We start from the raw sequence: 14,840 nt of genomic DNA, 5'->3' as shown, positions 1-14,840 counted from the left end.
TGAGGCACTATGGCGAAATCCCCTGATTCCAGTAACACTGCACCGGCGGCCGACGGCGCCCCGAAGCGTGGCCTCTTCTCGCGCAAGCCAAAAGAAGCGAAGGTCAAGAAGCCCAGCCGGCTCAAGCAGATCGGCGAAGTCTTCAACATGACCCGCCGCCACGACCCCATGGTGCCGTGGCTGATGCTGCTGGTATTCCTCGGCGTTGTGGCCATCAGCTTCCTGGTGGGCTTCTGGCTGGAGAACTGGATCACGGGCCTGCTGATCGGCATTCCGCTGGGTCTGCTCGGTGCCACCCTGATCCTGTCCCGCCGGGCCGAGCGCGCGGCGTTCGCGCAGATCGAGAACCAGCCCGGCGCTTCCGGTGCTGCCCTGGGCACCCTCAAGCGAGGCTGGGTCACCGAAGACCAGCCGGTTGCTGTGAACCCGCGCACCCAGGATGCCGTGTTCCGCGCCATCGGCCGTCCCGGCGTCGTCCTTGTCAGCGAAGGCCCCAGCGTCCGCGTCAAGCCGCTGCTGGATGCGGAGCGCAAGCGACTGGCGCGCATCCTCCCGAACGTCACGGTCCACGTGATCGAGAGCGGCCGCGGCGAGGGCCAGGTTCCCATCAGCCAGGTTGCCAAGAAGATGGGCAAACTGAAGAACGAACTGACAAAGCTCGAGGTGAACGCAGTGTCCAAGCGCATCTCGTCTTTGGGCAACCGCCTCCCCATTCCCAAGGGAATCGACCCCTACAAAGCGCGTCCCAACCGCGGACGCTAAGAACTTAGAACCGCTCCGGTTCCGGCTCAGGCTGGGCACCGGGGCGGTCTTTTTTGTGGCGCCAACCGTCGCGCCAACACATCCTGAGATCGGAGAAGCCCATGAAAATGCCGCTGAAGACTGTTGTTATCCGTACCTTCCGGATCCTGGCGGTTGCCGAGGCGTTCAGCTGGGCGGCCCTGCTGATCGGCATGTATTTCAAGTGGATCGCCAAGACCACCGACCTGGGCGTAGAGATCGCCGGACCCGTTCACGGCGCACTGTTCGTTGGCTACGGAGTGGCAGCCCTCGCGTTGTGGCGGCTCCAGCGCTGGCCGTTCGTCGTGGCGCTGTTTGCCGGGGTATCAGCAGTCTTCCCGTTCGCGACCATCGCCTTCGAGCGCTGGGCCGGGAAGCGCGGTCACCTCACCGACACCTCAGCACGAACCTCAGAAGCCAAGGTAACCGCAGGGGTCTAGGCCATACCCGGGCGGAAAAATCTAGCGCCGCACCAGGACCGTGTTCATGGCCTTGTCGTGCAGGCCACGGTGGTCCGGGTCGAAGATCACGGCCGGAATGACCAGGCACAGGAGCAGGGACCGCACCAACCCGGCCAGCGGGCCCGCCGGAGCACCGCCCAGCCGGAGAACGTGGATCCCCACAATCCGGTGGCCGATGCTGTACCCGAGGGTGCCGACGAGCAGCGTCTGTTCAACTGCGAATACGGCCAGGGTGGCCCAGGAGTCACCGCCGAACGCGAAGTTGCTGATCAGCAGGGCCAGTCCCCAATCCAGCACGATGGCCACAATGCGGCGTCCCGCACGGGCGATGGAACCGGGTCCGGATTCGGGCAGCCCCAGCCGCTCCCCCGGATACTTGGAGATGCCGGAAGTGTCCGGTCCGGTGAGCCAGGAGCCAATGTCGTTGCGATCTACCACCGTCCAATCTTACCGACTCGTCACCATTCACAGCGTGGAAACCGCTGGACCGCAGTGTGGTCACCGGATAGCGTTGCGTGAGCGGGGCATTCTGTAACCTGCGCGAAACAATACGGACACTGTCGGGAAATGACATGTCCATAAGGTTGGTAGCAGTTTCAAGCAATAGCCCGAGCAGGGGAACGCTGTTTCCCTGCCCTTCGGATTGCGCTGGACCAGACGGCTTGCAGCCAGATATTTACATATGCGATAGGAGCATAGATGTTCAAGAATGCGGACGAAGTCCTCAAGTTCATCAAGGACGAGGATGTCAAATTCGTCGATATCCGCTTCACCGACCTCCCCGGCGTCCAGCAGCACTTCAACGTGCCGGCCAAGAGCGTTGACGCTGATTTCTTCGTCAACGGCCAGCTCTTCGACGGATCCTCCATTCGCGGTTTCCAGGGCATCGCAGAATCCGACATGCAGCTGATCCCTGACGTCACCACCGCATTCCTGGACACTTTCCGCATGGAAAAGACCCTCGCGCTGAACTTCTCCATCGTGAACCCGCGCACCGGAGACCCTTATCACCGCGACCCCCGCGGCGTGGCCGAAAAGGCTGAGGCGTACCTCGCCTCCACCGGCATCGCCGACACCGCATTCTTTGCTCCCGAGGCCGAATTCTTCGTCTTCGACAACGTGCAGTACCAGTCCTCCCCCGAGGGCAGCTTCTACAAGATCGATTCGGAAGAAGCGCACTGGAACTCCGGCCGCGAAGAAGAAGGCGGAAACCTCGGCTACAAGACCCCCGTCAAGGGCGGCTACTTCCCGGTTTCCCCCACCGACAAGCAGGCCGACCTCCGCGACGCCATGTGTGTTGCCCTGGACGAGGCCGGCCTTGAGGTCGAGCGCAGCCACCACGAGGTAGGCTCCGCCGGCCAGGCTGAAATCAACTACAAGTTCACCACCCTGACCCACGCGGCTGATGACCTGCAGAAGTTCAAATACGTCATCAAGAACACGGCGGACGCGTGGGGCAAGTCAGTGACTTTCATGCCCAAGCCGGTCTTCGGTGACAACGGCTCGGGCATGCACTGCCACCAGTCGCTGTGGACCAACGGCGAACCGCTGTTCTACGACGAAAAGGGCTACGCCGGCCTGTCCGACACCGCCCGCTGGTACATCGGCGGCCTGCTGAAGCACGCCGACGCAGTGCTGGCCTTCACCAACCCGACGGTGAACTCCTACCGCCGCCTGGTCAAGGGCTTCGAAGCCCCGGTCAACATGGTTTACTCGCAGGGCAACCGCTCCGCCGGTATCCGTATCCCGATCACGGGTTCCAATCCGAAGGCCAAGCGCATCGAATTCCGCGCTCCGGACCCGTCCTCCAACCCCTACCTGGCCTTCGCTGCCCAGCTGATGGCCGGCATTGACGGCATCCGCAACCGCATCGAACCGCCCGCCCCCATCGACAAGGACCTCTACGAGCTCCCCGCCGAGGAGGCCAAGGACATCCCGAAGGCTCCGGGCAGCCTGGAAGAGGCCCTTGAGGCACTCCGCGAGGACAACGAGTTCCTGCAGGCCGGTGGCGTGTTCACCCAGGACCTGATCGACACCTGGATCGACTACAAGTACGAGTACGAGATCCGCCCGCTGTCGCTGCGCCCGAACCCGTACGAGTTCGAGCTCTACTACGGCGTCTAGAACACCGCAGGGCTGACCTTTCAGTCCTAAGAAGTCCGCCCGGACGGCTTGAGCCGTCCGGGCGGACTTTTTGTATCTGCTGGCCGTGGCGCAAGGTGGAGGCTGGCTCCAGACGTGCTGAGACCAAGAGCCAGCCCCCTGACGTGTGCTCCCCCGGACGAAGACTTTTCAAGCCTTCCCCCCAACAAGGACTGAAGAACACCGCCACCCACATGATGGGTCAATGTGCGCTCCGAGGCAATGTTGTGGCTGCGTGTCTGGCCGAATTACCCCGTGAAGGCGCGGAACATGATCCGTTGCGGCCCGGAACTCCCGCCCAGGTACTGTCCCTGATCCACGAACCCTGCGTTCCGGTAGGCGGCGAGGCCGGCAGGGTTGCCCTCATTGACTGAGAGTACGACGCCGGCCTGACCGCCGCCGTGCCTCGCTGTCAGTTGCGCGGCTGCCGCCACTGCCGCGGCCGCCGCGAGCCGTCCCAGCCCCCTGCCCTGGTGCCGACGGTCGATCGCGAACCCGCGCAGCAGCCAGGCGGATTCGTTGTCCGGCCAGCCGGCCAGGGTTGCGGCGCCCGTCTGAAGCGTCAGGATACCGACCGCGATCCCGTTGGAGTCAATGGCGAAAGGATGCCGGCTATCCTCTTCCAATCCGACGAGTGCCATGCGCAGGGGTTCATGAACATAGCTCCGCTGGTCCTCGGTGACTTCGAGTTCGGCAATCTCCCCCAACTTCACCGCGAAGGCGTCGTCGTCCACATCCTTCAGCGGCATCAGCCAGACGTTTTCAGGCATCTCCGGATCAAAGAACTTTGGACAGGAAGTCCTGGGTCCGCTGCTGTTGGGGGTTTCCGAACAGCTGCTCCGGCTTCCCCTGCTCGCAGATGACACCGTCGGCCATGAAGAGCACACGGTCGGCGACCTCGCGCGCGAAGCCCATTTCATGCGTCACCAGTACCATGGTCATGCCTTCGGCGGCCAGGTCCTTGATGACCTGCAGCACCTCGCCCACCATCTCGGGGTCGAGCGCCGACGTAGCTTCATCGAAAAGCATGATATCCGGGTTCATGGCCAGCGCCCTGGCTATCGCGACGCGCTGCTTTTGGCCGCCGGACAGCGACGCCGGGCGGGCATCGGCCTTCTCGGCCAGTCCGACGCGTTCCAGCAGCTTCAGGGCGCTTGCCCGGGCCTCATCCTTGCCCTGCTTCTTGGATTCCACCGGTGCCAGCATGATGTTCTCAATCACTGACATATGAGGAAAAAGGTTGAAGTGCTGAAAGACCATACCGATATGGCGCCGAACCTCGTTGATGTCCACTTTGGGGTCCGACACGTCGAAACCATCCACGGTGACGTGACCGGCCGTGATGTCCTCGAGCTTGTTCAGGCAGCGCAGGAAAGTGGATTTGCCTGAGCCGGAGGGACCGATGACGCAAACCACCTCGCCTTCCGCAACTTCCGCGTTGATGCCTTTGAGGACCTCATGCACCCCGAAGGACTTCTTGAGGCCCGTGACCGAGATCTTGCTGGCGGCACTTACTGCTGTGCTCATTTGTTGAACCTCTTATCTGCAACGTTGGCCAGTTTGGTCAGGAGCATGATCACCACGAAGTACAGAACAGCCACAATCAGCAGTGTTTCGGTAATCCGGAAGTTCCCGGCGTAGATCTGCTGGCCTTGGTAGAGGAGTTCGGCGAAGCCGATGGCGAGCAGCAGCGAGCTGTCCTTAAGCATGATGATCAGCTGGTTGATCAGGGAGGGCGTCATGATTTTGAAGGCCTGCGGGACAACGACTTTCTGCATCGACTTGGCGTAGCCGAGGCCCAGGCTGCGGCTGGCTTCGAGCTGGCCCGGGTCCACGGACTGGATGGACCCGCGGACGATTTCCGTGATGTAGGCGCCGGAGTTGAGGCTCAGGGTCAGCACGCCCGCCACCCAGATGTCGATCGGCTGGCCGGTCAGCTGCGGGATGCCGAAGTAGAAGAAGAAGGCCCACACCAGCAACGGGGTCCCGCGGAAGACGCTGACAAAGGTCGTCGCAATGCCACGGAGCAGCACACTGGTGGAGATCTTCAGGAAGCCCATGAACAGACCGATCAGCATGGCGATCGCGAAGGAGATGGCGGTCACCAGCACGGTGTTGCCCAGGCCCTTCATGAGCGCAGGAAAGCTACTGACCAGCAAGTCCCAGAAGCTGGACGGGGTAGCCTGGGCCGGGTCTTTAAGGTACTTGTCCAGGATTTCCTGGTACTTGCCAGTGGACTTCAGCTCCCCCAGGCCGGTGTTGAAGGCCTGAAGCAATTCCGGGTTCTTGCCCTTGTTGACGGCGAAGCCGTACGAGCCGCCTTTCTCCTTCTCCGTCACGGCCTTCAGTCCATTGTTTTGGCTGATGCCGTACGCCAGGACCGGGTAGTCGTCGAAGACGGCGACGGCGTTCCCGGATTTCACGAGCTCGTACATGGTGGCGGACTGGTCCAGGGACTTGACGGTGAAGCCGTACTTGTCCGCGATGGACTTGGCGAAGGTTTCGCCCTCGCTGCCGGTCTTGGCCGTGACCGTCTTGCCTTTGAGGTCCTCGTAACCCTTGATGTCCGAGTTGGTCTTGGCGACGGCCATCTGGACGCCCGACTCGAAGTAGGGGTCGGAGAAATCGTAGATCTGCTTGCGGGGCTCCGTGATGGACATGCCGGCGATCACGCCGTCCACCTGGTTGGAGGAGAGCGCCTGCAGGGCTGCGTTGAAGCCGAGCGACTTGATCTCGACGGCGAATCCCTGCTTCTTCGCGATCTCTTGGATGATGTCCATGTCGATGCCGGTCAGGTCACCGCCGGCGTCGCGGAACTCGAACGGGGCGAACGTGGTGTCCGTCCCGATGACAAAGGTCTTGCCGGAGAGGCTCGACGGCGCGGTGGCCGGATGCGCTGAACCGGCGGTGAGTGCCGGTGCGTCAGTCGGTGCCGCGGAAGCACCGACGGCACCGAAGAGCATGGCGGACATGGCCAGCAACGCTCCGATAAGCGTGGCCCGCCGCGGCCGGACGGACCCGGTCTGCTGGAGTCTGGACAAGTTCTTACAACCCCTAGGTAAGTACGGTTGCCGGTCCTTGGACCGGCAAACTGACCCCTAGAGGCTACCCGCATTTGGCGCCTGTCGTCACCGGCGCGCCCGCCTAAGGACTTGTCCGCCGCTAGTGGCCGTAGAAAACCCTCTCGAAGACCGCCCGGGCCCGCCGGCTCAGGCGCAGGTAATCTTCTTCCAGTGCAGCAGCGTGGCCGGGTTCATAGCCGCACCAGCGCGCCACGGCTTCAAGGTCCCGCCGTGAGGACGGCAGCAGGTCCGAAGCCCTGCCACTCCAGATGACGTTGGCGGAACGGATGCGGCTGGCCAGGCGCCACGAATCCGTCAGGAGCTTCGCGTCAGCCACGGAGAGCAGGCCCAGTGACGCCGTGGCGTCCAGCGCCTCCACAGTGGACGTTGTCCGCAGCTCCGGGTGTTTCCCTGCGTGCTGGAGCTGCAGGAGCTGAACCAGCCACTCGACGTCGCTCAATCCCCCGCGCCCCAGTTTCAAGTGGCGTGCAGGATCCGCCCCGCGAGGCAGCCGCTCCGCCTCCACCCGGGCCTTAACCCTGCGCACCTCGCGGACGTCGTGCTCCGAAATCTTTTCCGGGTACCTGATCGGATCGATGAGAGCCACGAAATCGCTGGCCAGGGAATCGTCCCCGGCCATGGGGCGCGCCCGCAGCAACGCCTGAGCCTCCCAGACCAGGGACCACCGGCGGTAGTACTCGGCGAAGGAATCCAGGGAACGCACCATGGCGCCGTTCTTCCCCTCGGGACGAAGATCCGCGTCCATTTGCAGGACCCGTTCCGCCATGATGGCAGGCTTCAGTGGCTGCGTCAGGAGGCTGGAAACCTTGGAGACGATCCGGGCCGCCTGCTCCTGGGCTTCCTCCTCCGTGAAGCCGGGCAGCGCCCGATGAACGTACATCACGTCGGCATCGGAGCCGTACCCGATCTCGCGTCCGCCCTGCCGTCCCATGGCAACGATCAGCATGGCGGTCTTGAGTGGGCCCTTCGCAGACACAATGCCTTCGGCTACCCGCAGGGCGCCCAGCACTGCTGCCCGGTCAGTGTCCGCGAGGGCCGTGCCAACCTCGTCCTGGTTGAGCAGTCCCGCAGAGTCGGCAATGGCGATCCGCAGGATTTCCCGGCGCCGGATCAGGCGGATCAGGCGCATGGCGCTTTCCGGATCGGAATGGCGGGACATCTTGGCGGTAATTTCCTGCCATTGGGCTTCAAAACCCAGCGGCGCGAGGTCCTTGTTTGTTCCCAGCCAGGCCACCGACTCCGGCGATACCTCCAGTAGGTCCGCGATCAGGCGTGAGTTGGAGAGAACGTGGCACAACCGCTCGGCCGCGGCCGTGGAGTCACGGAGCATTCCCAGATACCAGTGTGTTGTTCCAAGGGCTTCGCTGACCCGCCGGAACGCGAGGAGTCCCGCATCCGGATCAACCCCTTCGGCGAGCCAGTCCAGCAGGATGGGCAACAGCTGGCGTTGCAGGGCGGCGCGTCGGCTGACCCCGGCTGTCAGCGCCTCGATGTGCCGCATGGCTCCCTGGGGGTCAAGGTAACCCAGTGCAGCGAGGCGGCCCTGGGCGGCCTCTGGCGTCAGCCTGGCATCTTCAGTGCTGAGTTTGGCAGCCGTGTTAAGCAGCGGACGGTAGAAGATGCGTTCGTGCAGCTCGCGGACGGATCTCTTGGTCTTCTGCCACTGTGCGAGCAGCGCGTCCGAGTGCGGGCGATCGGTGGAGAACGGCCCGAGCACTGCCTTGGCCAGCGCGCGCAGGGCGGGTTCACTGACTGGCATGAGGTGCGTTCGGCGGAGCTGGAACAGCTGGATCCGGTGTTCCAGGAGCCGGAGGTAGCGGTAGGCCTGGTCGAAGGCCGCGGCGTCGGACCGGCCGATGTAGCCGCCGGATGACAGCGCCGCGATGGCAGCGGTGGTGTCCCTGCGGCGGAGGGACTCGTCGGATTTTCCGTGCACCAGCTGGAGCAGCTGCACCGTGAACTCAACGTCACGGAGACCGCCCCGGCCGAGCTTGATCTGTCGCTGCTCCTCGGCTGCGGGAATGTGTTCGGTAACCCGGCGGCGCATCGCCTGCACCGATTCGACGAAGCCCTCCCGCCCGGCTGAAGTCCAGATGAGCGGCGCCACCGCGTTTTCGTAGCGTTCCCCTAGTTCTCTGTCGCCCGCGATGGTGCGGGCCTTCAGCAGCGCCTGGAACTCCCAGCTCTCGGCCCAGCGGGCGTAGTAGCTCTCGTGGGACGCGAGCGTCCGCACCAGCGGCCCGGACTTCCCCTCCGGCCGAAGGTTGGCGTCCACTTCCCAGAGGCCCGGCTCCCGCGCCACCGAGGAAATGGCCCGGGAGATTCCGGCGGCCAGGGTAGTACCGATCGTGCTGGCGCGGGCATCGTCCAGGTCTCCGGCGTCGATCACGTAGATAACGTCGACGTCGGAAATGTAGTTCAGTTCGCGGGCTCCGCACTTGCCCATGCCGATGACGGCAAGGCCAACGCCGGCCACTTCCACGGCGCTGAACTTCTCTGCCGCCTCCGCCCGGGATACCGCCAGGGCAGCCTCGATGGCAGCCCCTGCAAGATCGGCCAGTTCAGCGCCGACGGCGGGCATAAAGTCGAGCGGGTCCGCGGCGCACAGGTCCTTGATTGCCAGGTCCACTACCCCGCGGCGGTAGGCCGTCCGCAATGCGGCATACGCTTCGGGCCCGGTTATCCCGGCCAGCGGCCTGGCCGACCTGGAGTCTGCCCGGACGGATGAGAGAAGAGTCGCCCGGAGCTGCTCCGGGTCTGCCGGCAGCGGTTCCGGACTGGCGGTGACCTCGAAGGCCACCAGGTGTTCGGGATGCCGGATCAGGAATTCACCCAGCGCCTCCGAGGCGCCCAGGACGCGGTAGAGCGGCTCGCTGGTCTCCGGGTCGGCGGCAGCCAGCTCCCGGAGGGCCGGGTGTTTCTCGATCAGGCGGACCAGGGACTGCAGCGCGACGTCGGGGTTCGCGGCCATCTGCAGGCCCGCGAAGACCCTCTCCGGGTCCAGGCCTTCCAGTTCGGGGGCAGCCAGGAACCGCTCGCCCTTCTCCAGGTCACTGAAGCCGGCCGAGATGAGGCGGCGGGCAAGGCTCACCGCCGCCGCCTAAAGGATGCCGAGGTTGCGCTGCAGTTCGTAAGGAGTCACCTGGAGCCGGTAGTCCTGCCACTCGGCCCGCTTGTTGCGCAGGAAGTGTTCGTAGACCTGTTCGCCCAGAATCTGCGGCATCAGTTCCGATTCCTCCATGGTCCTAATGGCGTCGTGGAGGCTGGCCGGGAGCGGATCATGCCCCATGGCCCGGCGTTCAGCCGAGCTCAACGACCAAACGTCATCCTCCGCCGCTGCCGGGAGTTCGTAACCTTCCTCGATGCCCTTCAGACCCGCGCCCAGCAGGACTGCGTAGGCGAGGTAAGGATTGGCCGCGGAGTCGATGCCGCGGTATTCGATGCGGGCTGACTGGCCCTTGCCCGGCTTGTACAGCGGCACGCGGACCAGCGCGGAGCGGTTGTTGTGACCCCAGCTCAGGTAGCTTGGGGCTTCGCCGCCGCCCCACAGACGCTTGTACGAGTTGACGAACTGATTGGTCACCGCCGTGAACTCCGGGGCATGCTTCAGAACGCCGGCGATAAACTGGCGCGCCGTTTTGGAGAGCTGGTACTCAGCGCCGGCCTCGTAGAACGCGTTCGCGTCGCCTTCAAACAGCGAGAAGTGGGTGTGCATGCCGGAGCCCGGGTGCTCGGTGAAGGGCTTCGGCATGAAGGTGGCATACGTGCCCTGCTGCAGGGCCACCTCTTTGATGACAGTCCGGAACGTCATGATGTTATCCGCCGTCTGCAGCGCATCGGCATAGCGGAGATCGATTTCATTCTGGCCCGGCCCGGCTTCATGGTGGCTGAACTCCACCGAAATGCCAACGGATTCGAGCATGGTCACCGCTGTGCGGCGGAAATCCTGGGCCACACCACCGGGCACGTGGTCGAAGTAGCCCCCTTCATCCACCGGAATGGGCGAGCCGTCGGGGCCGGGTTCCTGGGACTTCAGGAGGTAGAACTCAATTTCGGGGTGCGTGTAGCACGTGAACCCCATGTCTGCAGCCTTCGCCAGCGTGCGTTTGAGGACGTTTCGCGGATCCGCGGCGGACGGTTCACCGTCCGGGGTGAGGATGTCGCAGAACATACGGGACGTCTGTTCGGTCTCACCGCGCCACGGCAGGATCTGGAAGGTGGAAGGATCCGGCTGAGCCAGCATGTCCGATTCAAAGACCCTGGCAAGGCCTTCAATGGATGAGCCGTCGAAGCCGAGGCCCTCTTCGAAGGCACCCTCAACCTCGGCCGGTGCCAGTGCCACCGACTTAAGCGAACCTACGACGTCGGTGAACCACAAACGTACGAACCGTATGTCGCGCTCCTCGATTGTGCGCAGGACAAACTCTTGCTGGCGGTCCATGGGGGCCTCTTCTCCGGTCAACGTTCATGCCCCGGTTCCGCGGGAGCGGCAGCCGGCAGCAGTTCACCATCACTTTACTAAGCAATCCATCCTGATGCGGGAGCCGCCGCCGCACGTAACACAGGGTTAACATCCCAACACGGGGCGATCGGGCAAACCAGCGGCCGAATCGCCCCGTCCGGCATCAGGGTTATGGTGCGTATCACAGCCGGGCGGCTGCAGGCGGGTGGCTAGGACCGTCTGCGCCGCACTACGCTCTTGCCATGGCCACAACCAATAGCTCCCACTCAAGCGCGTCCGCCGAAGTACCCGCACCCTACGGAAACGGGCCCGCACAGGCGCAGGCACCGTCGTCGGGGGCTTCTGCCAAGCCATCATCCAGGGTCCGGCTCCACCATCTGCAGCAGGCCAAGCGTGACGGCACCAAGTTCGCCATGCTGACCGCCTACGAGCAGTACAGTGCCGAGATCTTCGACCAGGCCGGCATCGACGTTCTCCTGGTGGGAGACTCCGCCTCCAACAACGTTTTTGGCAACGAGACCAGCCTGCCGGTGACGGTGGATGAACTCCTCCCGCTGTGCCGCGCAGTAGCCCGGTCAGCAAAACGCGCCCTGGTAGTGGCGGACCTACCCTTCGGCAGTTATGAGGTCTCCGCCCAGCAGGCCGTCGCAACGGGCGTCCGGTTCCTCAAGGAAGGACTGGCACACGCCGTCAAAATCGAAGGCGGCAAGTACTATGCGGAAACCGTCCAAGCCATGGTGCAGGCGGGGGTCCCGGTCATGGCCCACATTGGGTTCACGCCGCAAAGTGAGCACGCGCTGGGCGGCTATCGCGTGCAGGGCCGGGGCGACGACGCCCAGAGACTGATTGACGACGCCGTCGCGCTGGCTGATGCGGGCGCGTTCAGTGTCCTGATGGAGATGGTGCCCGCGGAGACCGCGGCCGCCGTCGACGCAGCAATAGACGTTCCGACGGTGGGCATAGGCGCCGGCAACGCAACCACAGGCCAGGTTCTGGTCTGGCAGGACATGGCCGGCCTCCGGGGCGGGCGGATGGCGAAATTCGTGAAGCAGTACGCCGATCTCCGCAGCACCCTCAGCGACGCGGCGAAGGCCTACGGCGAGGACGTCCGCTCCGGACAGTTCCCGGGCCCTGAACACTCGTTCTAGCGCAGCCGCTTTGGGGCCGGCGCGTTACTCCCCGACTTTTGTGGCGCCGTCTTGGGTGGCACCGCCATCGACTTTGATGGCGGACACCTCGAACTCCAGGGTGATTTTGTCCGACACCAGGACCCCGCCGGAGTCCAGCGTGGTGTTCCACTTCAGCCCGAAATCCTGGCGGTTGATGCGACGGGAACCTTCGAAGCCGGCCCGGAGGTTGCCCATGGGATCCCGTTCGACGCCCATGAAGTCGATCGGAATCGACACCTCCCGCGTAATGCCCCGAATGGTCACGCTTCCGCTGACAATGAAATGGCCCTCGTCTACCTGATCAACGCGGTCGCTCACGAACGTGATCTCCGGGAACTGGGGAGCGTCAAAGAAGTCGTTGGTCCGCAGGTGCTGATCGCGGTCCGCATTACGGGTATCGATGCTTTCGACCTTGATGGTCAGCAGCACACCTGAGCGTTCAGGGGCATCCGGGTCGACGCTGATGGTGCCCTCGACATCATTGAAAGCTCCGCGGACTTTGGTGACCATTGCGTGGCGGGTGGAAAAGCCGATGCGCGTATGCGCCGGGTCGAATCGCCACTGACCTGCGTATTCAGGCCTGATCTCAGCCATGACATGCCTCCTTGCGGTACGGTTCAGTCCTCGTCGCCCTTTTCCCAGGATTCATTGCGGGCACGGACTTTCTCCAGGGCGTGCTCCGCTTCTTCACGCGTCTTGTACGGGCCAATCAGCTGGCTCCAGTCAGAGAGCGCGTCCTCTTCCACTTCGTGGGTATTCACGTTGTACCAGTACTCAGTCATCGATGCTCCTCATTCCGGCTTGCAGGAGTCCCCGCTGTGATCCACGTAACCTAAGAACCGATGCGGACAGGTTGGGGCTTCCATTACTTGGCGTTCTGCGCCGCCTTATATGATCAATGTATGCCTTCCCTCGCCTCAACTGCACCTACCGGAACCCTGACCAGGGGAACCGTCAGCTCGCAGCTCCCCGTTCCGGCGTCCATCCCGCGGCCGGAGTACGTGGGCAAGCCCGGCCCGGCCAAGTTCACCGGCTCGGAAGTTAAGTCGGCTGAGACCGTTGAAAAGATCCGGATTGCCAGCAGGATCGCGGCCCGGGCCATTGTGGAAGTGGGGAAGCATATCCAGCCGGGAGTCACCACGGACCAGCTGGACAGGGTGGGTCACGAGTTCCTGTTGGACAACAAGGCCTACCCGTCCACCCTCGGTTACCGCGGATTTCCGAAGTCTCTGTGCTCATCGCTGAATGAGGTCATCTGCCACGGCATTCCGGACAGCACAGTGGTCCAGGACGGCGACATCATCAACATCGACATCACGGCCTTCATCAACGGCGTGCACGGCGATACCAACTACACGTTCCTGGTAGGCGATGTCGACGAGGAATCACGCCTCCTCGTGGAGCGTACCCAGGAGTCGCTCAACCGGGCCATCAAGGCCGTGGCCCCGGGCCGCGAAATCAACGTGATCGGCCGCGCCATCCAGTCCTACGCCAAGCGCTTTGGCTACGGCGTGGTGCGGGACTTCACCGGCCACGGCGTCGGTGAAGCGTTCCATACCGGCCTGATCATCCCGCACTATGATGCCGCCCCCGCCTACAGCACCGTGATCGAGCCCGGCATGGTCTTCACCATCGAACCCATGCTGACTCTTGGCACCATCGAGTGGGACATGTGGGAAGACGACTGGACTGTTGTCACCCGCGACCACAAGCGGACCGCCCAGTTTGAACACACTCTGCTGGTGACGGACTCCGGCGCCGAAATCCTCACCCTTCCCTAATCATCTCTGGACCCCGGTCAGCCGCCCGGCCTGCCCGCCCTGCCACGAACGGAACGACATTGGCCAACAAGGACGAGAAGTCGCACAAAAAAGCCCCGCTGATCGGCATCGACATCGGCGGTACCGGGATCAAGGGCGGCATCGTCGACTTGAAGAAGGGCAAGCTGCTGGGTGACCGATTCCGCGTTCCCACTCCCCAGCCCGCCACCCCTGAGGCCGTAGCCGAAGTGGTGGCACAGGTCGTGGCCGAGCTTTCCGGCCGCCCTGAGGCTCCGGCCGCCGACTCGCCGGTGGGCGTCACGTTCCCCGGTATCATCCAGCACGGTGTGGTGCATTCCGCGGCGAATGTGGACAAGAGCTGGCTCAACACGGACATCGATGCCCTGCTTACGGCCCGCCTGGGCCGCCCGGTAGAGGTCATCAACGACGCCGACGCCGCCGGGCTGGCTGAGGCGCGGTACGGCGCCGGTGCCGGGATTGATGGCACGGTCCTGGTCATCACCCTGGGCACCGGGATCGGGTCCGCCTTTATCTTCAACGGCCACCTGGTACCGAACGCCGAACTGGGCCACCTGGAGATTGACGGCTTCGACGCCGAGACCAAGGCGTCCGCCGTGGCCCGCGAGCGGGACGGCCTGACCTGGGACCAGTACAGCGTGCTGCTGCAGCGCTACTTCTCGCACGTCGAGTTTCTCTTCTCCCCGGAGCTGTTCATTGTGGGCGGCGGCATCTCCAAGCGTGCGGACGAGTACTTGCCCAACCTGAAGCTCCGCACCCCCATCGTCCCCGCTGAGCTGAAGAACGAGGCCGGAATCGTGGGCGCCGCCGTCGAAATCGCCGTGAAGCACAAGCTCACCAAGTAGCCGTTGACTGATTTGGCTGACCCGCGACCCCCGGGTGCCCATTGCACACCGCTTCGCAGGTGTGCGACCATTCCCGTAATCGTTATCCATCGACAGGAG

General features: G+C 63.8%; 14 protein-coding genes. 6 read left to right on the top strand and 8 right to left on the bottom strand.

The window, feature by feature from the left end:
• Window positions 1-9: 9 nt before the first annotated feature.
• Window positions 10-762, top strand: coding sequence for a DUF4191 domain-containing protein (locus tag AC1MCD_RS08095; protein WP_498677478.1), 753 nt, complete (start codon window positions 10-12; stop codon window positions 760-762).
• A gap of 101 nt (window positions 763-863) precedes the next feature.
• Complete coding sequence (locus tag AC1MCD_RS08090; RefSeq protein WP_498677477.1) at window positions 864-1,220, top strand: DUF3817 domain-containing protein; 357 nt, start codon at window positions 864-866, stop codon at window positions 1,218-1,220.
• A 21-nt stretch (window positions 1,221-1,241) separates the two neighbouring features.
• Here AC1MCD_RS08090 and AC1MCD_RS08085 read toward each other — a convergent pair whose 3' ends face one another.
• Window positions 1,242-1,679 carry an RDD family protein gene (locus AC1MCD_RS08085; protein WP_498677475.1) on the bottom strand — a complete coding sequence of 146 codons (438 nt, stop codon included), beginning with the start codon at window positions 1,677-1,679 and terminating at the stop codon, window positions 1,242-1,244.
• A 261-nt stretch (window positions 1,680-1,940) separates the two neighbouring features.
• On the opposite strand from AC1MCD_RS08085, the gene glnA (AC1MCD_RS08080) reads away from it, so the two are divergent.
• A complete protein-coding gene (glnA, locus tag AC1MCD_RS08080; RefSeq protein ID WP_498677473.1) occupies window positions 1,941-3,365 on the top strand; it encodes a type I glutamate--ammonia ligase in 1,425 nt (474 codons plus the stop codon).
• 266 nt (window positions 3,366-3,631) lie between these two features.
• On the opposite strand, the gene AC1MCD_RS08075 is transcribed toward glnA (AC1MCD_RS08080), so the two are convergent.
• The 5 genes from AC1MCD_RS08075 to glnA (AC1MCD_RS08055) form a co-directional block, all read right to left on the bottom strand.
• Window positions 3,632-4,153 (bottom strand): GNAT family N-acetyltransferase, encoded by a 522-nt coding sequence (locus tag AC1MCD_RS08075; protein ID WP_498677470.1) that lies wholly within the window; start codon window positions 4,151-4,153, stop codon window positions 3,632-3,634.
• 7 nt (window positions 4,154-4,160) lie between these two features.
• Window positions 4,161-4,910 carry an amino acid ABC transporter ATP-binding protein gene (locus AC1MCD_RS08070; RefSeq protein ID WP_498677468.1) on the bottom strand — a complete coding sequence of 250 codons (750 nt, stop codon included), beginning with the start codon at window positions 4,908-4,910 and terminating at the stop codon, window positions 4,161-4,163.
• Complete coding sequence (locus AC1MCD_RS08065; RefSeq protein ID WP_498678237.1) at window positions 4,907-6,355, bottom strand: amino acid ABC transporter substrate-binding protein/permease; 1,449 nt, start codon at window positions 6,353-6,355, stop codon at window positions 4,907-4,909. Before AC1MCD_RS08065 ends, AC1MCD_RS08070 begins: the two co-directional genes overlap by 4 nt.
• A 190-nt stretch (window positions 6,356-6,545) precedes the next feature.
• Window positions 6,546-9,557 (bottom strand): bifunctional [glutamine synthetase] adenylyltransferase/[glutamine synthetase]-adenylyl-L-tyrosine phosphorylase, encoded by a 3,012-nt coding sequence (locus AC1MCD_RS08060; protein ID WP_498677466.1) that lies wholly within the window; start codon window positions 9,555-9,557, stop codon window positions 6,546-6,548.
• Window positions 9,558-9,566: 9 nt separating this feature from the next.
• Window positions 9,567-10,907, bottom strand: coding sequence for a type I glutamate--ammonia ligase (gene glnA / locus AC1MCD_RS08055; RefSeq protein WP_498677464.1), 1,341 nt, complete (start codon window positions 10,905-10,907; stop codon window positions 9,567-9,569).
• Between the two features lie 263 nt (window positions 10,908-11,170).
• Between glnA (AC1MCD_RS08055) and panB the strand changes: the two genes are divergently transcribed.
• A complete protein-coding gene (gene panB / locus AC1MCD_RS08050) occupies window positions 11,171-12,076 on the top strand; it encodes a 3-methyl-2-oxobutanoate hydroxymethyltransferase (RefSeq protein WP_498677462.1) in 906 nt (301 codons plus the stop codon).
• A gap of 24 nt (window positions 12,077-12,100) precedes the next feature.
• On the opposite strand, the gene AC1MCD_RS08045 is transcribed toward panB, so the two are convergent.
• Both AC1MCD_RS08045 and AC1MCD_RS08040 read right to left on the bottom strand, forming a co-directional pair.
• Complete coding sequence (locus tag AC1MCD_RS08045) at window positions 12,101-12,691, bottom strand: YceI family protein (protein ID WP_498677460.1); 591 nt, start codon at window positions 12,689-12,691, stop codon at window positions 12,101-12,103.
• A gap of 23 nt (window positions 12,692-12,714) precedes the next feature.
• Window positions 12,715-12,879, bottom strand: coding sequence for an SPOR domain-containing protein (locus AC1MCD_RS08040; protein ID WP_190988912.1), 165 nt, complete (start codon window positions 12,877-12,879; stop codon window positions 12,715-12,717).
• Window positions 12,880-12,999: 120 nt separating this feature from the next.
• Between AC1MCD_RS08040 and map the strand changes: the two genes are divergently transcribed.
• Window positions 13,000-13,878, top strand: a complete 879-nt coding sequence (gene map / locus AC1MCD_RS08035) for a type I methionyl aminopeptidase (RefSeq protein WP_498677458.1) — start codon at window positions 13,000-13,002, stop codon at window positions 13,876-13,878.
• A gap of 59 nt (window positions 13,879-13,937) precedes the next feature.
• Window positions 13,938-14,741: a polyphosphate--glucose phosphotransferase gene (gene ppgK / locus AC1MCD_RS08030; protein ID WP_498677456.1), complete on the top strand. Its 804-nt coding sequence runs from the start codon at window positions 13,938-13,940 to the stop codon at window positions 14,739-14,741.
• The last annotated feature ends 99 nt before the right edge of the window (window positions 14,742-14,840 follow it).

This window comes from Arthrobacter sp. BF1, from assembly GCF_056680215.1.
The sequence above is the reverse complement of the archived record's forward strand: the minus strand, read 5'-3'. Positions and strand labels throughout refer to the sequence as shown.